This is a genomic window from Cupriavidus sp. GW822-FHT02D05 (genome assembly GCF_058802485.1).
This window is the reverse complement of record NZ_JBXAOE010000011.1, coordinates 1-20,100: the sequence shown is the minus strand read 5'-3', so window position 1 is coordinate 20,100 and position 20,100 is coordinate 1. Positions and strand designations below refer to the sequence as shown.

The following is a 20,100-nucleotide window of genomic DNA, read 5'->3' as shown; positions in this document are numbered from 1 at the left end:
AGCCTTGCCGGCGGCGCGATCCCGCGATGGAAATGGGACCAAGGTCCCATTGCCGGGGGGCGGTGCGCGGGCATTGGACCATGGTCCCGTATCGCATATCGGCGCCCTCAGCGCATCCAACGCGACAACACGATGACATAGATCGCCGACGCGGTGAGTTGGGCCGCCGTGACTGGCAGTCCATAGCGCATGAACGTGGCGAACGTGACGGGCTTGCCGTGGCGCGCGCAGATGCCAGCGCACACGATGTTGGCCGATGCGCCGATGAGAGTGGCGTTGCCACCGAGCGTTGCCCCGAACATCATGCCGACGAACACCGGAATCGTGGTTGCTGGCCACTGAGTGAAAAGCGCGCCAAGCGCGGCGTCGGGGACGACCTCCGCCGCCACCAGGTAGCCCTTGATCATCAGGATCGACGCGGCTGCCACCGGGACGTTTGCCAGCAGGCTTGAGAGCAGGCCGATGACTGCAATCATCACCAGGGCAACGAGCGTCAGTTGGGTGCCGAACGACCCGTGCAGCTTCAGCGCCATGACTTGCAGCAGGCCGGTCTTGGTCACCGCCTGCACCAGGCAGAAGATGCACCCCAGGAACAACAGCGTCTTCCAGTCGACGTCCCGCAGCACGTCGTCGGTTGGCTCGAAGCGGGCTTCATACCCCACCAGCAGCGCCAGGGCGCTGGCGATCAGCGCGGCCATGGGCGGCACGAGCCGCGTGGGCAGGTGCTCGCCGAAAACGAACAGCCCCACCATCGTCAAGAGGACGGCAAGCGAGAGCCCCGCATAGACGGGGCGCTCGAGCCGTCTGTGTGGCTGGCGCTGCGGCAAGGCACGCCGCATCCGCCACAGGTCCGGCATCAGCAGCGGCAACAGCGGGACGATGACAAGCAGGGCGACCACGCCGCCCAGGCTGACGCGGCGCAGGTACTCGCCGAATGTCATGCCGATCGCGCTGCCGACGAGGAATGTCGCCGGGTCGCCGACCAGCGTGAGCAGGCCGGCAGAATTGCTCACGATGGCGGTCAGCACCATCGGCCCGACAAAGTCCACCTCCAGGGCGATGGCCACGCGGATGATGATAGGGGCGAGCAGGATCACCGTGGTCGCGTTCGGCAAGAAGGCGCACAAGGGTGCAACCATCGCGATCAGCAACAACAGGAAGCGCTTGCCGCTGCCGCCCGTGGCGCTCAGGTACAGGTCGCCGAGGCGGTCGAACAGGCCCGTGGTGGACAGGATGCGCGCCACCACCATGCCACCAAACAGCAAGCCGATGGGGCCGCCGGAGGTGCGGGTGGCGCTCAGCAGATCCTGTTCGTTGAGGATCCCCAGCGCGATCAGCACGCACACGCCGATCAGGGCTGCCACCGCCATGTCCAGCAGGTTCAAGGCGATGACCAGGATCACAGCCCCGAAGACGCCAAGGACGATATAGATCTGCAGCTCACTCATGCGGCGACCTCCGCGGCCCGTTGCATCGATAGCACCTATCCCACCTATCCCACCTATCGTATCTACCGCATGGGCGGCGCGTACATCAGGCCGCCCTGCGTCCATGGCCGGTTGAGGCCGCGCTCCAGCTTGAGCGGGCTTTGCGCGCCAAGATTGCGCTCGAACATCTCACCGTAGTTGCCCACGCTTTGCACCGCGCGCACGGCCCAGCCCGGCGCGACGCCGAGCGCCTTGCTGGCGTCGTCGCCGGGCTCGAGGGAGGCGCCCAGCAACGGATCGCGCATGCGCTCGCGCACGTTGGATTGCGTGATCCCGTTTTCTTCAGCGGCAACGAGCGAGAAAAGTACCCAGCGGACCAGTGTCAGCCACTGCTGGTCGTCGTTGCGCACGACCGGTCCGAGCGGCTCCTCCGAGATCCGCTCGGGCAGGATGACGTAGGCTTGCGATCCGCCCCGGCCCCGCAGGCGTACGGCTGCGAGGTGCGAGGCATCCGCGGTATAGGCGAGGCAGCGTCCCGCAAAGAAGGCGTCGGCCACTTCGGTTGCGGAGTCCACGGCGAGCGGGCTCACGCTCAACCGTTTCGCCGCGAAATAGGCGGCCAGATGTTCCTCGCTCGATGTCCCTTTCTCGACGCAGACGGTGGCGCGGTCAAGCGCGTCAATTGACTTCGGCGCGCCCTGCTGCGGCACCATGAAGGCCTGGCCATCATAAAAGAGGATGCCGGCGAACTGCACGCCCAGCGTGCTCTCACGCGCGAGGGTCCACGTGGTGTTGCGGCTGATCAGGTCCACCACGCCGGTGCGCAGGGCCGGAAACCTGGCTGAAGCCTTCAGCGCTACGAAGGTGACTTTGTCGGCCCGGCCCAGCGCCGCCGCCGCTACGGCGCGGCAGAAATCGACGTCAAGGCCAGACCAGCGTCCCGCCGCGTCCTTCGCCGAAAACCCCGCAATGCCCTCGCTGACACCGCAGCGCAGCGTGCCACGCGACCTGGCCTGCGCCAGCGTATCGCCATCCGCGGCATGGGCCGGCAAGGCGGCGGCAGCGAGCAATGGCAACGTACCCAGCCACAGTCGTTTGACGATGCGTCCGACGATGCGCCGAAGGTGGATCATGCTTGCCCCCAAGCCAGGCGCGGCAGCGCGCCGCCGCTGCCGACAGATTCACTCTGGCAGCGATCCCCTGGTGCGTCAATTGGCCTTTCGTCGTACGGGCGAGGGAGATTGGTGGGGGCACCACGTCTCGCCAATATGCAATATAGGAGACTTGGAATGAGGCGCCTGACGATCACCGGCATTCCTGCTGTTGAGGAACGCGATCGGCAAGGGTCTGAGCGCTTTTCTGTTTTGCGTGGACCAAAAGGGCGGCTACGCTATTAGGAGTCCCCGGAGAATTCGCAAACCTTCGACCTACGCTCGTCTGATCTGCGGTGTGGTCCGCCATGCCGGCGGCGGCGAGCCAGCCACCACGGATGGCGGCAAATGACGGGCCGCACCGCCTGGCCCAGCCCAAGGAGACGCCAATGATGAAGGCAATAAGACAGTTTTCTCGCCTCGGCGCGCTGATGGCCGTGCTGGCTCTGCCGTCCTTTGCAAATGCTCAGACAGCCCAAACTACCCTGGGCAACGAGAAATTCGGCACGGTTCATTTTCCGACCTCGTGCAACCCGGCGGCCCAGCGGCAGTTCGAGCACGCGCTGGCAATGCTGCACTCCTTTTACTATCCAAATACCGTTTCGGCATTCAAATCCGTACTTGAGGACGATCCACAATGCGCCATTGCCTATTGGGGCATTGCGATGAGCCAACGTCCCAATCCATTGCTAACACCCTTCGACGAGACTAGCCTGAAAAACGGGCTGGAAGCGTCGCAAAGGGGCCTGGCGCTTGGTCCGAAGACGGAACGGGAAGCCGACTGGCTGCGCGCGATTGATCTGTTCTACAAGGACTACCGCACGGTCAGCCAGCAGCAGCGCACGCTGGCGTACGAGCAAGCGATGGCGAAGCTTTCCGCCAAGTATCCACGAGATACCGAGGCCGCCATTTTCTATGCACTCGCCCTCAACGAGGGCGCATCGCACAGTGACAAAACCTACGCCAAGCAGCTTAAGGCAGGCGCCATTCTGGAGAGGATTTATCGCGCGCAACCAGACCATCCAGGCGTTGCCCACTATCTGATTCACAGCTACGACTGTACAGCGCTTGCGCAGCGCGGCCTGCCCTTCGCCGAGAAGTATGCGTCGATTGCCCCCGACGCACCCCACGCGCTCCACATGCCTTCGCATACCTATTCGATGCTGGGGATGTGGCCGGAGTCCGTGAAATCGAACGAGGCCGCCCTGGTTGTCATGGTCGGGGATGCCGCCAAAGCCTGGCCCGGGGCGACGCATCCAAACGCCCCGCACTCGTGGGACTTCATGGAGTACGCGTACCTGCAAATGGGAATGGATCGGCTCGCTTCCAGCGTGCGGGACCAGGCAGAGGCGGCACGGAAGTTCCCCTTTGAGCGGCCCGCTCTGTACACGGCGCTTGCCGCCATCCCTGCGCGCTATGCGCTGGAGCGCGGTGCATGGCAGGAAGCCGCAGCGCTGCAACCGCGAGGCAGCAGCTATGCGCAGGCCGAGGCGATCACGTATTTCACGCGGGCACTTGGCGCCGCACGCAGCGGCGATCCGCAAGCCGCGCAGACCGACATCGAGAAGCTGCGCGAACTCCGCGCGAACCTCGAGAAGTCAAAGCAAGCCTACTGGGTCGAGCAGGGCGATGCTCAAATCCTCGCTGCAAGCGCCTGGGTCGAGTTGGACATGGGCAGGAATGACGAAGCCGTGAGCCATATGCGGCAGGCGGCTAAGCTCGAAGACGCGAGCGAGAAGGATGTGGCCATGGAAAACCGTCTGTATCCGATGCGCGAGCTCCTGGGCGATATGCTGCTGGGACTGAATCAGCCTGGCGCTGCATTGCAGGAATATGAGACTTCCCTGAAGTCCACCCCGAACCGGCTGCGAGGACTGTATGGCGCGGCAAAGTCAGCGCAGATGATGCACAACGATGCGAAGGCAGCCAACTACTTCAAAAGGCTGGTCTTGCTGACGGCCAACGCCGATGCCACCAGGGCTGAGATCAAGGAGGCCAGAGGCTATCGCGACAACGCGAAACCGAGAGGATCGTATTGACAGTTCCGTTTTTGTTAATGGCTTGCACGATCCCAGGCTCTGCGACAGGCATCGCCGAACGCACAATGTCCCCGGCGCCGGCGCGCGCCGGTGGATTCAAGGCGCATCGAGCGTTCCCGGGCTCTTCGGGTAGGTGACAATGCCCCAGCTCAGCGCCACGCCGGCCACTTCACGCAGCGGCTGGTAGGTCCGCGCGTCCACCACATAGACAGCGTTCGAGCGGCCACAGGCGATCAGCAGCCGCGCGTCGTCGGGGGTGAAGCTGAAGTGCCAGCAGCGTTTGCCGGTGGCGATGTTGGCGATGTTCTCATAGCTGTCGGCATCGAATACCTGGATGGTGTCCGCCCGCGACGCGGCCACGAACAGGCGTTTGCCAGCGCGGTCGAAGGCGGCCCCGTAGGGCCCGCTGCGCGTCGGCACCTTGCGCAGGATGTGGTAGTCGGCCGCATCGAGCACCAGGAACGCGTTGGCTGACTCCAGCGTGACGATATAGCGCTGTCCGTCGGGGCTCACCTTGATGCCGCGCGGGCGCGATCCGGGCGGCGTCTTGATCAGGTTGAGGCGGCGGCCGCTGGCGCGCTCGTAGACCGATACCGTATCGTCGCCCTCATTGGTGACCAGCAGCAGGCGCGCGTCCGGCGAGAATTCGATGCCTTCGGTCTCCAGGCCGCTGGGGATCGCGCGCGTGACGCGCCAGTCCTTGAGGTCGATCACGGCGATCTGCGCCGGGACCGGCGCGTCGTCGCCAGTCTTGCCCGGCTCGCCGGGCTCATAGGTGACGAAAGCCTGCCCGCCGGACACGCGCACGAATTCCGGGTTCTTGCCGATCGGGATGCGCTTGGCCAGTTGGCCATCGCGTGTGTCGATGACGGTAAGGTCGCCGGTTCCCTTGTTGGCGGCCAGCAGGTATCGTCCATCCGCACTGATGGCGATGCCGCGCGGACCCTTGCCGCCGGTGTCGAGGGTGTTTGTGATGTCGAGCCGGTCGAGGTCGATCACCGCGATGCCGCCGCTCTCGCTCGACACATAGGCCTTGGCCGCCTGAGCGCCTCGCGGCGCCGGGCCTGGCGCGCAAGCGGCGCAGGCCAGCGCGGCGCATAGCGCCAGCATGATCCGGCCAGATTGGCCATTGCCCTGTCTTGTCGCCATGCACGCCTCCCGCTTGCGTTGCTTGTCGCTGTTCCCGGCCCGATGCCGTCCGGCTGCTTTCCATTCTTGGTGACGGCGCGGCAACTGCCAAGGATTTCCCGCATGCCTGCGGCCGCTAGCGTCCGCCCCATTCATAGCGCACGCCCACCAGGAAGAGGCGCGGGGCGCCCGGTGCGACGAAGCGCTCGATCGGCACCGCCGCGCCGGGCTGCAGCAGCGTGCCGCCCGGAAACACGTTCAGGCCCGCCTGCCCATAGGTTTCATAACGGCGGTCGAACACATTGTCGACGCGCGCGTAGAGCTGCCAGCGTGCATCGACCTGCCAGCTCGCCCGCAGGTTGAACAGCACGAAGCCGGCGGTGCGCGCCAGGCGCGGATCCTGAGCGCTCAGCGCGCCGTCCTCATTGCCGGCCACCGGGCGCGACGACGATACGACCATGACGCCGCCGAGCGTGACCGACGCGGTTGCACGCCAGTCACCGCTGAGCTTGAAGCTGTGCAGCGGCACGCCCGCCATGCGCGTGCCGGGGCGCACGTTGACGGGCGCCGCGAACGGCGTCTGGATCTGGCCGTCCGCCTGGTAGGTGGCTTGCAGGTAGCTGTAGCTGGCGCGCAGCATCACCGGGCCCAGGCGCTGGCGCAGCCCGAGTTCCAGCCCCTGGCTGCGGGTCTTGGGGAAGTTGGTGAAGTAGCCGAGCGGGCTGACCGGCGAGCGCTGGAACAGGATGTCGTCGCGGTTGTCGCTGCGGTACAGCGCGAGCGTGAGGTCGGTGGCATCGCTGGCCTTCCAGCGCCCGCCGAACTCCACCGTGCGCGATACCACCTGGCGCAGGTACGGATCCGCCTGCAGGCCGGTGGGCAGCTGGCAGGCGTTGGCCGGATCCGCGCAGCCCAGCTCGATGGCGGTCGGCATGCGCGTGCCTTGCGAGGCCGAGGCAAAGACCGTGAGGCCGCTGCGCAACTGGTGCGAGAGCCCAAGCGAAGGATTGAGCTTCGAGAACGTGAAGCGTTCGTCGGATGCATTCGGCAAGGTCAGCACCGTGTGCGTGCTCGAGGTGTTCCAGCGCGCGCTCGCGGTGAGGTAGCCGTGCGGCAGCAGCTTGACGGTATCGGAGGCATACAAGCTGACGGTGCTGGTGCGTCCATCGAGCGAGGCGTTGGTGCCGGGCGTGGCGCCGGGGTCCGCCACCGCCACGCGATCGTCGCTGAAGCCGGCGGGCTGCGTGTCCTGGCGATACGATGCGCGGCTCAGCGCAAAGGCGGCGCCCAGTACTGCGTCGTGGACGTTGCCCGTATGGGACCACTGCCCGGACAGCCCGTAGTCATGCGTGTTGACGGTCGAGGTGTTGAGCACCGCGCCGGCCGGCGCGGCGCCTGGCTCGCAACCCGCATTGCCGGCGTTGCCCTGGCAGCCAAGCAAGGTGTCGAGGTAGTCGTCGCTGACGTCCCCGGTGCTGGCCTTTGCGTGCCCCAGGCGAGCATAAGCCGTCAGCGCGATCTGGTCCTCGGCGTTGAGCTGGTGCGTGCCGTTGAGCGTGACCTGCAGCGAGCGCGTGCGGGTGAGGTCGGGCGCGGTGTAGATGGCATTGCGCTGGCTGCCGTAAATGCTGTCTGGCAGCAGGCCATTGCCGGACAGGCTGCTGCTGCTGCCCAGCACGCTCACGCTCCATTGCGTATCGGTGGTCGAGCGGCCGACCTTGGCGAACAGGTTGCCCAGGCTGCTGCCGGATAGCTGGCGCCAGCCGTCCTCGCGAAAGCCCGTGCCCGCCACGAAGGCGTGCCAGCCATCGCCAAGCATCTTTCCCCCGCTCACGTCGAGCCGTGCGCGGCCGTGGCTGCCGAGGCTCAGGTCGGCCTCCACGCCGGGATGCGTTTCGCCGGACTTGGTGGTCAGCGCCAGCGCGCCGCCAAGCGCGTTGAGGCCGTAGAGCGGATTGCTGCCGGGCACCAGCGTGATGGTGCTGATGGCGGCCTCGGGGATCGCCGTCCAGTCGACCACATCGCCCAGCGCGCCATTCTGGCGTACGCCGTCCAGGTAGAGCGCGATGCCCTGCGCCGCGCCCAGGGTGGAGGACAGGCGGTAGCCGCGATAGAGAATGTCCTTCTGGAACGGGTTGCCCTGTACGTCGTTGATCACCACGCTGTCCATGGTCTCGCCGAGGAACGAGGACAGGTTGCCAGACTTGGCGCGCTCCATGTCGGCGTCCGTCGCGGTTTGCACATTGCCGGGAAACGCCTCGCGCGGGATGGAGAACGACGGCAGCGGCGCGGGCGCGACCACGGTGACCTCGCGCAGGTTGTGGACCTCGTCGCCAGGCGCTGGCTGCGGCGTCTGGGCGGCCACGCCCGCCGGTGCGCCTGCAGCCAGCGCCGCCAGGGCCACCCGCGCCGCCCGCGCCACCTGTGCGCATGCGGCTGCCCTACGCTGCGCGGCCGGCGCGAGCCTTGAGCGGCGCGGACAGGGGAGGGCGGGGGCCATTACCGTCTCCGTGGGGACAAGGACGCAAGGGCGGGGGATCGCGGGTGATGCAAGTGCTACTTACTGTAGTGCACAGGGTGGCAAGCGCCAAATCGATCACGCGGCGGCAACGGGGCGGCGGCGCGCGCTGCATTTTTCGCCTAGAGTTTGAAGGCGTGCCAAGTGCACCGCACCCGCTTGCTGTGTTGCAGCACCACGATGTTTGATGGTCATCGGATCGAGGAGTCCGCCATGCCGTTTCCAGAGCGCATCGAAACCATCAGCCGGCAGCGCCGCCTGCTCACCGGCAGCGTGAGCCTGGCGTTGCTGGCGATGTGGCTGGGGATCTCGCCCTCGCGCTTGCGCGCGCAGGCTAGCCGGGACAGCGCCCTCGTGCCCATCGGCGTGATTGGCTCGGGCCGCATCGGCAGCACGGTAGGCGGCCTGTGGGTGAAGGCAGGCCATCCCGTCCTGTTCTCCTCGCGCCACCCGGATGAACTCAAGCCGCTGGTCGAAAAACTTGGCCCGCTTGCCCGCGCGGGCACGGTGGCCGAGGCGCTGGCGTTTTCCAACGTGATTTTTCTTGCCGTCCCTTACAAGGCGTTGCCTGAGATATCGGCGGAGTATGGCAAGGCCTTTGCCGGCAAAGTGGTGGTGGATGCGACCAACGCCGTGCGTGCGCGCGATGGCGCTGTTGCCGAAGAGGCGATGCGCAAGGGCATCGGCATCACCACCGCAAAGTACCTGCGCGGCGCGCGTATCGTGCGCGCTTTCAATTTCATGGGCGCCACCAACTTCGCCAATCAGAACCACCGGGCCGAGGGCCTGATCGCGGTGCCGATCGCCGCCGATGATCCGAAGGCCCTGCGCATCGGCGAGCAACTGGTGCGCGATGCAGGCTTCGAGCCGGTGGTGGTCGGCCGGCTTGCCACGGCCGACAGCTTCGCCCCGGGCGGGCCGCTGTTCCATCAGATCGGCTCGGCCGACGCCATGCGCGCGCGCATGGCGGAGCAGGGCGGGAAGATGGTGGCGACGCCTAAGTAATCATGCCGGCGCCACCGGGCCTCAGGTCTGAGCCATGCCGCCATGGGCGGCGGGCCCGTGCGGGGCTTAGCCGTGCCAGGCGCCCTTCATCCAGACCCAGCCGCCACCCTCGAAGCGCCAGACCCAATGCCCGGGCACCCAGTAGGCATGCTGCGCGGGCGGGGCAACCGTGATCTGTTCCACGATCACGGGCGGCATCACCGGCACCGCCTGCTGGACCCAGCGGCCGTGCACCCAGAACCAGTCGTTGCCTTCCCACTTCCAGTGGCCCGGCACCCAGTTCCAGCCGTAGGCAGGCGCGGGGCCGCGGTCTTCGTGCACCGGCGGCGGCATGTTGCGGACCATCTGGTGGGGTGGCGCAGGCGCCGGCTGGCGTACTACCACGCGCTCGGTCACGCAGCCGGCAAGGCTGCCGAGCACCGCCAGCGAGGCGAGCGCCGGCAGGGCGGCGCGGAGCAGGCGGCGGCGTGCCGGCGCATGGGGTTTGCTGATTGCCATTTGTCTTTGTCCTGTTTGTCCTGTCGGCGCTGATTTGCGCTCGGGCGTTGTCCAAGGGGCGGCCCCGGGTCGGGATGCGCAATGACCTTGGGACCGATACCTTGCTTAACGAGGCAAGCGCCGCTGTGCGGGACAAGCGCGCGGAAAGACTTTGTAATTGAGTATTACGCGTCCCAAAAGACAAACCGCAGCCAGGGCGGCTGCGGCAGGTGGTGGGGGTGGTGGTGGGTTATGCCGGCACTGGCGCGTTGGCGCTGGTCTGCCGGCCGCGGAAGTCCGTCCAGCAGAGTGCCTTGAAGTCGTACAGCTTGCAGCGGCGCGCGGTATGGAAATACCAGCGCCAGGTGAAGTTCTGGATGATGATGCGGCCCGGCAGCGCATGCTCCAGCAGCGCCTGGGCGCGCTTGAGGCGGTACAGCGGCACGCTCATGTCCACGTGGTGCGCGGTGTGCTCCATGATGTGGTGCAGCGCCGCGCCGATGCCATAGCGAAAGCGCAGGTGCACGGTGGTGGAGACGAAGGGCTGGGCACGCGCCCACATGGCCTTGGTGTCGTACCAGGCCACGCTGGTGTGGGTGTGGTGCACGTAGAGCACGAAGCCCACGGTGAAATTCCAGACCAGGAACGGCAGCCCGAAGCCCAGCCCGACCAGCAGCGCCACCGACTGCCCGGTGGCGATGGCCAGCCACGCCAGCGCACCGATCCAGGCCACGCCGAAGAGCGCCACCAGCGTGCAGTCCCACATGAAGACGGCGCGGCGCGTGGGCATCTGGCGGCGGCTGGGGAAGAACATCTTGAACCACCAGATCTCGACCAGGTAGTACAGGCCCGCGCCAAAGCCGGTGCGGTAGACCCGCTCCAGCGCACGGCGCCAGCGCGGCAGGGCCTGGAATTCCTCGAGCGAGTAAGGCTGCCAGACGAAGTCGAAGCCCTTGAGGTTGGAGTAACCGTGGTGAACCACGTTATGGCCCACTTCCCACAGGCTGTAAGGCGTGAGCGACGGCAGGAAGGTCAGCCGGCCCAGCCATTTGTTCAGGCCACGCCGGGGCGTCAGGCTCTGGTGGCAGGCATCGTGGCCGATGATGAACAGGCGGGCGATGATCAGCCCCGTTGCCACGCTGGCGGCCAGCTTGGCGAGCCAGTGGGAGAACAGCACCACCCCGGCCAGCGCGGCCAGGAACAGCGCGGTGTCCAGCGCGAACAGCGCCAGCGCGCGCGGCGTGCTGCGCGCGCCAAGCGGGATCAGCCAGCCGCGGATGATCTTGCGCGAGGGCAGGGGGACGTCAGGGGAAATCGGCTCCGGAAAGGAAGCTTGCTGCGTGGCAATCATGCAAAAACCTTCAGTTGTCGAACGCGGGGTCGGGCTGGGCCCGAGACTGGCGGTGCACGGCCACAGGGCGGCCGATGATGTGACAGCTTAGAAGTATTGCATGACAGGGGTGTTGATCCGGGTCAAGCCCGCGAGGCCGGACCCGGTGCCACCTTGTTAAAAGTGATGATTAGTGCGCGGCGGAGGCTGGCGCGCTCGCCGGCTCGCCCATCACATACACCTCGCCGATGACGCGGTCGTCACCCAGCATGGCGAAGGCGAACAACTGCTCTTCCAGCGTTTCCGAGCGCTCGCTGCGGCGCGCGATCAGCGGCGTGGCCTGCGGATCGAGCACGATGAAGTCAGCCTCGCAGCCCGGGGTGAAGCTGCCCACGCGCTCGCTCCAGCCCAGTGCGTCGGCGGCGGCGCGGGTGGCCAGGTAGAACATGCGCAGCGCGGTGAGGTGGTAGCCGCCCATGCGCGCCACCTTGTGGGCGGCGTTCATGGTACGCAGCATCGAGAACGAGGTGCCTCCGCCCACGTCGGTGGCGAGCGTCACATTGAGGCGGTGCGCATCCGACTGGTGGAAGTCATAGAAGCCGCTGCCCAGGAACAGGTTGGAGGTGGGGCAGTGCGCCACCGCCGCGCCACTGTCGGCCAGCCGCTTGCGGTCGTCCTGGTCGAGGTAGATGGCGTGGCCGTACAGCGCGCCCGGGCGCAGCAGGCCGTAGTGATCGTAGATGTCCAGATAGCTGCGGGCTTGCGGGAACAGCTCGGCCACCCATTTCACTTCGTCGCGGTTTTCCGCCACGTGGGTCTGGATGAAGGCGTCCGGGTAGGCCTTGGCCAACTCGCCGCAGGCTTGCAGCTGCGCTTCGCTGGAGGTGGGCGCGAAGCGCGGCGTAATGGCGTACGACAGGCGGTTCTTGCCGTGCCAGCGCGAGATCAGGTCGGCCGAATCGCGCGCGCCGGACTCGGCGGTGTCGCGCAGGAATTCGGGGCAGTTGCGGTCCATCATCACCTTGCCGGTGACCAGGCGCAGGTTGCGGCGGTCGGCTTCGGCAAACAGCGCATCGGCCGAGGCCGTATGCACGGTGCTCCAGGCCACGGCGCTGGTGGTGCCATTGCGCAGCAACTCGTCGGCGAAGAAGCCGGCCACGGCCGCCGCATATTCCGGCTCGGCAAAGCGGCGCTCCTCGGGGAAGGTATAGGTCTCCAGCCAGTGCAGCAGGCCGGGCGAGGGCGAGGCGATGATGTCGGTCTGCGGGTAGTGCACGTGCGTGTCGATAAAGCCCGGCACGATCAGCTTGCCGCGGCGGTCGATCACTTCGGCGCCAGCCGGGATCTGGTCGGCCAGGTCGGCATGGTTGCCAACCGCGGCGACATGCCCGGCGGTGACGATCAGCACCCCGTCTTCCCAATACTGATACGCGTCGTCATGAAACTGGGGGTCGCGCAGGAAGTGCAGCACGCGGCCACGGATGGCGCGGGTGATGGACTGGGTGGGGGGCGTGGTCGTCATATCGATGTCTCGTCATGCGCCGGCGCGCGCATGGCGCGCCGGCATCTTGGTGTGAGCCGCGCTTCAGGCCGTGGAGGCCGCGGCGGGCAAGGGGGATTGCCAGAAGTGGTCGACTTCGGCGAGGAAGGCAGTCTTTTGCGAGGCGGGCAGGAACGACGCCTCGAAACTGTTGCGCGCCAGCTTGTGGCCATCGGCCGCGGTCAGCGGCAAGGCTTCGAAAGTGGCTTCCCAGTTCGCGTTCATATAGCCGCCGAAATAGGCGGGGTCGTCCGAGTGCAGCGTGACCAGCACGCCGGCTTCCAGCAGGCGGTGCAGGGAGTGGTCGCGCAGGTCGGGGTAGACCTTGAGCTTCTGGTTGGACAGCGGGCATACCGTGAGCGCCACGCGCTCGCGGGCCAGCCGCTCGACCAGTGCCGGGTCGTCGATGGCGCGCACGCCGTGATCGATGCGCTCCACCTTGAGGATGTCGAGCGCGTCGGTCACGTATTGCGCCGGGCCTTCCTCGCCGGCATGCGCCACCAGGTGCAGGCCGAGCTCGCGGGCGCGGGCAAACACGCGGGCGAACTTCTCCGGCGGGTTGCCCTGCTCGGAGGAATCCAGCCCGATGCCGACGAAGCGGTCGCGGTAAGGCAGCGCGGCTTCCAGCGTGGCGAAAGCGTCTTCCTCGGAGAGGTGGCGCAGGAAGCAAAGGATCAGGCTGCTGGAGAAGTCGTACTGCGTGCGGGCCTGGGCGAGCGCGTCGGAAATGCCGTCGATCACCACATGGATCGGCACGCCGCGCTCGGTATGGGTCTGCGGGTCGAAGAAGATCTCGGCGTGGCGCACGTTGTCGGCGACGGCACGCTGCACGTAGGCCATCGTCATGTCGAAGAAATCGTCCTCGGTCAGCAGCACGCTGGCGCCGGCGTAATAGATGTCGAGGAAGGATTGCAGGTCGGTGAAGGCGTAGGCCTCGCGCAGGGCTTCCACGCTGGCGTACGGCAACTTGACCTTGTTGTGCTGGGCCAGCCGGAAGATCAGCTCAGGCTCGAGCGTGCCTTCAATGTGGACGTGCAGTTCCGCCTTGGGCGTCTGGCGGATACGGTCTGCGAGCGCGGCATCGAGCGTCATGGGGTTCCTTTTGCGGTCTTGGTTTGCGTCGAGCTCGTCGCTTTGCCGCCGCGGCTGGCGACGAGCGCGCCCAGATGGGCGAGGCGCTGGTCGCGAACCTGCAGCAACTGGGCGACGATGGCAACCGCAATCATAGCCGGAGCCTTGTCCGTGATGCCGCAGACGCCCATCGGGCACGTCATTTCCGCAAAGCGGGAAGGGTCAATCCCGTGCTCCGCCATGCGGTGCTCGAAGCGCGCGCGCTTGGTCTTGGAACCGATCAGGCCGAAGTAGGCGAAGTCGTCGCGCCGCAGGATGCGCTCGCACAGCGTCTGGTCCAGCGCGTGGCTGTGCGTCATCACCAGGAAGTAGCTGCCGGCCGGCGCATGGTCGACCACGGCTTCGGGGATGTCGCTGGCTTCCGGGGTGACGTTGTCGGGCAGGTCGGCGGGGAACAAGGTGTCGCGCTCATCCACCCAGTGCACTTGGCACGGCAGGTTGGCCAGCACCTTGACCAGCGCATGGCCCACGTGGCCGGCGCCGAACAGCACCACGTGCAGCGCGTCCGGCACCAGGGTGTCGGTCCAGCCGCCGTCCGCCTGCAAGGCCACCGAGGGCAGCAGCGCTGGCGCTGCGGCGTGTTGCACCGCGCCGGTGCGCGGCACCGTGCGCATCAGCGCGCGTCCGGTGCCGAACGCGGCCTGCACCGCGTCCAGCCACGGCAGGTCGGCTTCGCCCAACACCTCGAAGGCGAGCAGCACCACGCCGCCGCAGCATTGTCCCAGCGCCGGGCCCAGCGGGATGCGCACGATCTGCCGCATCGCGTCGCGCTCGGCCAGCATGGTGCGGGCGATCTCCATGCCGCGCCACTCGAGATGGCCGCCGCCGATGGTGCCGACCAGTTCGTTGGCGGTCACCAGCATGCGCACGCCCGCCTCGCGCGGGGCGGAGCCTTTCACCTCGGCGATGGTGACCATCGCCACCGGCACGCCCGCGCGCACCCAGCGGGTGGCGTCGGCGAAGCGGAAGGGTTTGAGGGGCGCGTCCTGCATGGTGATGCCTTTTTAGGTTGATGCTCTGGGTGAAGCTTGTTACTTCAGCTTGTTACTTCAGCTTGTTACTTCGTTACTTCATTTCGGTCTTCAGCGAAGATGGCCCGTGGGAGAGGGCGGGCGCATCCGCAAGCCGCTGTCTCCTACTGCACCACCCGCACCGCCCGCACCGCGTCCACCGCATCCAGGATTGCCTCGCTGGTCGCGGGCGCCACCAGCGGCGGGTTCACCTTGTAGTCCGCGACGCTGGCCACCGCGTCGCGGATCGCGAAGAACACCGAGAACGGCAGCAGCAGCGGCGGCTCGCCCACGGCCTTGGACCGATGGATGCTGTCTTCCGCATTGTCGTTCTCGAACAGCCGCACGTAGAAGTCTTCCGGGCAGTCGTTGACGGTCGGGATCTTGTAGGTGGAGGACGCATGCGTCATCAGCTTGCCGTCCTTGTTCCACCACAGTTCCTCGGTGGTCAGCCAGCCCATGCCCTGGATAAACCCACCCTCTACCTGGCCGATGTCGATGGCCGGGTTGAGCGAGCGGCCGGCGTCGTGCAGCACGTCGGCGCGCAGCAGGCGCCATTCGCCGGTGAGCGTGTCCACCAGCACTTCCGAGCACGCCGCGCCATAGGCGAAGTAATAGAACGGCCGCCCTTGCAGCTTGGACTGGTCCCAGTACAGCTTGGGCGTGGTGTAGAAGCCATCGGACCACAGCTGCACGCGTGCCACGTAGGCTTGCCGTGCCAGGTCGCTGAAGTCCAGGCGGAGTTCGCCCGCGACCACCAGGTCGTCGCCGAACTGCACGCTGTTGGCGTCCACGCCGGCCTGGCGCGCGGCAAACGCCGCCAGCCGCTCGCGGATCTGCCGCGCGGCGTCCTGCGCGGCCTTGCCGTTCAGGTCTGTGCCGGTGGAGGCGGCGGTGGCCGAGGTGTTGGCCACCTTGCTGGTATCGGTCGCGGTTACGCGCACGCGTTCGAGCCGGATACCAAGCTCATGCGCCACCACCATCGCCACCTTGGTGTTCAGGCCCTGGCCCATCTCGGTGCCGCCGTGGTTCACCAGCACCGAGCCGTCGTTGTACACGTGCACCAGCGCGCCGGCCTGGTTGAAGTGGGCCACGTTGAAGGAAATGCCGAACTTCACCGGGGTGATGGCGATGCCCTTCTTGAGCACCGGGCTGGTGGCGTTGAACGCGCGCGTGGCCTCGCGGCGCGCGCGGTAGGCGCTGGTCGCTTCGAGTTCGTCGAGCAGTTCGTGGATGACGTTGTCTTCCACGGTCTGGCCGTAAGGCGTGACGTTGCGCTCGGTCTTGCCGTACAGGTTGGCGCGGCGCACGTCGAGCGCATCGCGGCCCACGGTGCGTGCCACGTTGTCGAGGATGTACTCCATGGCAAAGGCACCCTGCGGGCCGCCGAAGCCACGAAAGGCAGTGTTGCTCTGCGTGTTGGTCTTGCCGCAGTAACCGTCGATCTGCACGTTCGGCAGCCAGTAGGCGTTGTCGAAATGGCAGATGGCGCGGGTCATCACCGGGCCGGACAGGTCGGCCGAGAAGCCGGCGCGCGAAACCATTTCCACCGACACGCCCTCGAGGCGGCCGTCGGCATCGTGGCCGACTTCGTAGTCGAAGACGAAGTCGTGGCGCTTGCCGGTGATCATCATGTCGTCATCGCGGTCCGGGCGCAGCTTGACCGGGCACAGCAGCTTCCAGGCAGCCAGCGCGGCACAGCAGGCGAACATGGCCGATTGCGATTCCTTGCCGCCGAAGCCGCCGCCCATGCGGCGGCACTCCACCAGCACCTGGTGCGCGTGCCAGCCCAGCATATGCGCCACCGCATGCTGCATTTCGGTGGGATGCTGGGTCGAGCACCACACATGCATACCGTCGTTTTCCTTGGGCGCGGCGTAAGCGATCTGGCCTTCCAGGTAGAACTGCTCCTGGCCGCCCAGGCGGATATTGCCCTTGTCCCGATGCACGGCGGCGGCGATATGGCTGGCCGGCTCGCCGCGCGTGAGGTGCATCGGCGGCAGCACATAGCTGCCGGCCTGGTGCGCGGCCTCGGGCGACAGCACCGGCGCCAGGTCTTCGTACTCGATCGCACCCAGGCGGGCGGCACGGCGCGCGGCATCGTGCGAGGTGGCCACCACCACGAAGATCGGCTGGCCGATGAACTGCACAAGGCCGTTGGCCAGGATCGGGTCGTCGTGGATGATCGGGCCGCATTCGTTGGCGGCGGGAATGTCCTCGGCGGTCAGCACCGCCACCACGCCCGGCGCGGCGCGCACCTTGTCGAGCGAGATCGACTTGACGCGAGCATGGGCGCGTGTGCTCATGCCGAGCGCGGCATGCAGCGTGCCTGCCAGCTCGGGGATGTCGTCGGTGTAGGTTGCCGTGCCGGCCACGTGCAGGTGGGCTGATTCGTGCGGGCGCGAGACGCCCACTTGCTGCGTCGAAATGGCGGTCCTGGCTTCGCTCGCGGCGTCGAGCAGGAAGGGTTCGGTTTGCTTGTTCATGCCGATCTCTCCTTACGCGGTAGCGGTGGCGGTGGCCGCGCCCGCGCCGATGGCGCGGACATTGACGGCGGCGGCGGGCAGCGCGTCGGCGCGCGTTTCCAGCCAGAAGCGGTACAGCAGGTTGGCGGCGCCGCGGCTGCGGTACGCGGCGGTGGCGCGCATATCGGACAACGGCGTGAAGTCCCGCGCCAGCGCGCTCATGGCTGCGCGGGCGCTGGCTTCGGTCCAGGGCTGGCCGATCAGCGCGGCTTCCGTCAGTGCCCCGCGCTTGGGCGTGGCAGCCATGCCGCCGAAGGCCACGCGCGCATGGCGGATCACGCCGTTTTCCAGTGTCAGCGCAAAGGCCGCGCAGACAGCGGAAATGTCTTCGTCAAAGCGTTTTGACAGCTTGTAGGTACGGAAGTGCTCCGGCCCGGCCAGCGGCACGCGCAGCGCCGCGACGAACTCGCCTTCGGCCATGGCGGTCTTCTGGTAGGCCAGGTAGAGGTCTTCCAGCGCAAGGGTGCGGCGCACGTCGCCGCGCTGCAGCACCACTTCGGTGCCAAGTGCGATCAGCGCGGGCATGGAGTCGCCGATCGGCGAGCCGTTGGCGATATTGCCGCCCAGCGTGCCGGCATTGCGGATCGGCAGGGAAGCGAAACGCTTCCACAATTCCTCCAGCTCGGGATGGACGTCGTTCAGCGCGGCGTAGGCGCGCTCCAGCGAGACCGCCGCGCCGATTTCCAGGGCGCCATCGATTTCGCGGATGCCGTTCAGGTCAGCCACCTGGCCCACGTATAGCAGGTTGCCCAGTTCGCGGAACTGCTTGGTCACCCACAGCCCCACGTCGGTGCTGCCGGCCAGGATGCGCACGCCGGGCTCGGCGGCCTTGATGGCGGCAAAAGCCGAGGCGGTGCGGGGCGCGTAGAAGTGCTGGCCTTCGGCGCTGTAGTGGAAGGTGTCGTCGCGCTGCAGCGCGCGCAGCGTGTCGGCGATCTGGCGCGGGTCCAGCTTGCTGGCCTGCGGCGCAGGCAGCGCCATCATGCGCTGGCCAGCTTCGATGATGGGGCGGTAGCCGGTGCAGCGGCACAGGTTGCCGGTCAGGGCGTCGCAGATGGCCTCGCGCGCCGGGGCGCGGCCGGTGCCGGCGTCCTCGGATTTTTGCTGGTACAGCGCCCACAGCGACATCACAAAGCCGGGGGTGCAGAAACCGCACTGGGAGCCATGGCACTCCACCATCGCCTGCTGCACCGGGTGCAGCGCGCCGTCGGCCTGGCGCAAGTCTTCCACAGTGATCAGCGCGCGGCCGTCCAGCGTGGGCAGGAACTGGATGCAGGCATTGACCGCCTTGAACTCGACCTGGCCGTTTTCGCCCAGCTCGCCCAGCACCACGGTGCATGCCCCGCAATCGCCTTCGGCGCAGCCCTCCTTGGTGCCCGTGCAGCGCGCGTCCTCGCGCAGGTACTGCAGCACGGTGCGGGTAACGGGGGCGTCTGCGACCTCCGTGACCTTGCCCCGGTGGTAAAAGCGGATGGTTTGCGTCTCCATGGTGTCTTCTCTCTTTGTGGATGGGGCCAAACATAGCACTGACGCCGATGATGCAATATTCGGCCCAGGTGATATGCCCCATCAAGCGGGGAGAGCGTTCTGGCGGCCGGCGAGGGCGGCGGCCACCGGATTTGACCAATGACGGGGTGCGTGACATACACTATGCGCCGTTCCCATTCCCCACGCCACCGGCCGCAAAGCGCGCCAGGCGCCCCCTCGCCATGCACGGACGCGACCATCTCGACACCTATTTGCTGCGGGTGCTGCACACTCTGCTCACCGAGCAGAGCGTGACCCGCACCGCGGTCCGCCTCGGCCAGTCGCAGCCCGCCATCAGCAATACGCTCAAGCGGCTAAGGGAAATCACGGGGGATGCCATCCTGGTGCGCGGCAAGAGCGGCATGGTGCCGACCGAGCGCGGCCGCGAGCTGCTGCAGCTGGCCGAACAGAGCCTGGCGGCCATGGACCGCATCGCCCGGCCGCCCCAGCATTTCGACCCGGCCACCACGACCCGTACCTTTCACCTGGGCGCGCCGGACTACCTGGACGCCTTCTTCCTGCCCAACATCGTCGAGCGCGTGCGCCGGCTGGCGCCCGGCGCCAAGCTGTTCGTGCACCCGATGACGTCATCGAGCGACTTCCTCGACAGCCTGGAGCAAGGGCAACTCGACATCGTGGTCGGCAACTGGCTGTCGCCACCGGAGCATCTGCATATTTCGTCGCTGTTCGACGATGAGGTGGTGTGCATGCTGGGGGCGCAGCATCCGCTGGCGCGCAAGGGGCTGACCCTCAAGCACTACCTGGAGATGCCGCACCTGGCGCCGGCGCCCTATGCCTCGATGCAGCGCAGCATGATCGACCAGGCGCTGGCTGAGCAGGGGTACAAGCGCAATATCCAGGTCACGTTGCCGTATTTCGGGCTGGTGCCGTATGTGTTGATGAAGACCGATATGGTGTTCACCACGGGGCGGCAGTTTGCCGCGCATTATGCGCAGTACCTGCCGCTGAAGATGGTGCCTTCGCCGGTGGCGTTTCCGCGGATGCGGTTTTATCAGCTGTGGCATGAGCGGTGTCATGCTGCGCCGGATGTGATGTGGATGCGGAGGATGATTGCGGAGGTGGCGGGGGAGTTGCCGGTTTTGCCGCAGTTGGTGAGGGAGGGGTAAGGGGGTGTTTGTGCGCAAGGGCAGAACCGTTGGCTCTTGCTCTTTTCGTTGGTGATTTTTGTTGCGGCGTTGGTTTTTGGACCCAAGAGCCATACGACATCCCCCTGCGGGGGCTGCCGGTCACTTTTCTTTGACCGGCAAAGAGGGTGGAGACAAAACAAAGAA

14 protein-coding genes are annotated in these 20,100 nt (G+C 66.8%); 3 read left to right on the top strand and 11 right to left on the bottom strand.

Going from position 1 to position 20,100, the window contains the following annotated elements:
* Positions 1-107: 107 nt before the first annotated feature.
* Both AC1RQK_RS15995 and AC1RQK_RS15990 read right to left on the bottom strand, forming a co-directional pair.
* Positions 108-1,448 carry an ArsB/NhaD family transporter gene (locus AC1RQK_RS15995; RefSeq protein WP_492374126.1) on the bottom strand — a complete coding sequence of 447 codons (1,341 nt, stop codon included), beginning with the start codon at positions 1,446-1,448 and terminating at the stop codon, positions 108-110.
* Positions 1,449-1,510: 62 nt separating this feature from the next.
* Positions 1,511-2,560: an amino acid ABC transporter substrate-binding protein gene (locus AC1RQK_RS15990; RefSeq protein WP_492809806.1), complete on the bottom strand. Its 1,050-nt coding sequence runs from the start codon at positions 2,558-2,560 to the stop codon at positions 1,511-1,513.
* A 407-nt stretch (positions 2,561-2,967) separates the two neighbouring features.
* On the opposite strand from AC1RQK_RS15990, the gene AC1RQK_RS15985 reads away from it, so the two are divergent.
* On the top strand, positions 2,968-4,617 hold the full coding sequence (locus AC1RQK_RS15985; RefSeq protein ID WP_492809804.1) for a hypothetical protein: 1,650 nt from the start codon (positions 2,968-2,970) through the stop codon (positions 4,615-4,617).
* Positions 4,618-4,713: 96 nt separating this feature from the next.
* Here the strand turns inward: AC1RQK_RS15985 and AC1RQK_RS15980 are convergent, their stop codons facing one another.
* Together AC1RQK_RS15980 and AC1RQK_RS15975 are read right to left on the bottom strand one after the other, a co-directional pair.
* A complete protein-coding gene (locus AC1RQK_RS15980; RefSeq protein WP_492809802.1) occupies positions 4,714-5,766 on the bottom strand; it encodes a beta-propeller fold lactonase family protein in 1,053 nt (350 codons plus the stop codon).
* A gap of 115 nt (positions 5,767-5,881) precedes the next feature.
* Positions 5,882-8,245, bottom strand: coding sequence for a TonB-dependent receptor (locus AC1RQK_RS15975; protein WP_492809800.1), 2,364 nt, complete (start codon positions 8,243-8,245; stop codon positions 5,882-5,884).
* A gap of 231 nt (positions 8,246-8,476) precedes the next feature.
* On the opposite strand from AC1RQK_RS15975, the gene AC1RQK_RS15970 reads away from it, so the two are divergent.
* The gene (locus AC1RQK_RS15970) at positions 8,477-9,268 is read left to right on the top strand and encodes an NADPH-dependent F420 reductase (RefSeq protein WP_492376845.1); all 792 of its coding nucleotides are present in this window, start codon (positions 8,477-8,479) and stop codon (positions 9,266-9,268) included.
* Positions 9,269-9,334: 66 nt separating this feature from the next.
* On the opposite strand, the gene AC1RQK_RS15965 is transcribed toward AC1RQK_RS15970, so the two are convergent.
* From AC1RQK_RS15965 to xdhA, 7 genes are all read right to left on the bottom strand, one after another.
* Positions 9,335-9,766 carry a hypothetical protein gene (locus AC1RQK_RS15965; RefSeq protein ID WP_492376844.1) on the bottom strand — a complete coding sequence of 144 codons (432 nt, stop codon included), beginning with the start codon at positions 9,764-9,766 and terminating at the stop codon, positions 9,335-9,337.
* A gap of 229 nt (positions 9,767-9,995) precedes the next feature.
* Entirely contained in the window at positions 9,996-11,096 is a 1,101-nt protein-coding gene (locus AC1RQK_RS15960; protein ID WP_492376672.1) for a fatty acid desaturase, read from the bottom strand.
* Positions 11,097-11,265: 169 nt separating this feature from the next.
* A complete protein-coding gene (gene guaD, locus AC1RQK_RS15955) occupies positions 11,266-12,597 on the bottom strand; it encodes a guanine deaminase (RefSeq protein ID WP_492376673.1) in 1,332 nt (443 codons plus the stop codon).
* 63 nt (positions 12,598-12,660) lie between these two features.
* Positions 12,661-13,707 carry an adenosine deaminase gene (locus AC1RQK_RS15950; protein ID WP_416047989.1) on the bottom strand — a complete coding sequence of 349 codons (1,047 nt, stop codon included), beginning with the start codon at positions 13,705-13,707 and terminating at the stop codon, positions 12,661-12,663.
* Complete coding sequence (gene xdhC / locus AC1RQK_RS15945; protein WP_492376674.1) at positions 13,704-14,738, bottom strand: xanthine dehydrogenase accessory protein XdhC; 1,035 nt, start codon at positions 14,736-14,738, stop codon at positions 13,704-13,706. Before xdhC ends, AC1RQK_RS15950 begins: the two co-directional genes overlap by 4 nt.
* Before the next feature lie 143 nt (positions 14,739-14,881).
* Positions 14,882-17,242, bottom strand: coding sequence for a xanthine dehydrogenase molybdopterin binding subunit (xdhB, locus tag AC1RQK_RS15940; protein ID WP_492809796.1), 2,361 nt, complete (start codon positions 17,240-17,242; stop codon positions 14,882-14,884).
* 12 nt (positions 17,243-17,254) lie between these two features.
* Positions 17,255-18,769, bottom strand: a complete 1,515-nt coding sequence (gene xdhA, locus AC1RQK_RS15935; protein WP_492376676.1) for a xanthine dehydrogenase small subunit — start codon at positions 18,767-18,769, stop codon at positions 17,255-17,257.
* Between the two features lie 221 nt (positions 18,770-18,990).
* On the opposite strand from xdhA, the gene AC1RQK_RS15930 reads away from it, so the two are divergent.
* Positions 18,991-19,935, top strand: coding sequence for a LysR substrate-binding domain-containing protein (locus tag AC1RQK_RS15930; RefSeq protein ID WP_492809794.1), 945 nt, complete (start codon positions 18,991-18,993; stop codon positions 19,933-19,935).
* Positions 19,936-20,100 lie beyond the last annotated feature (165 nt).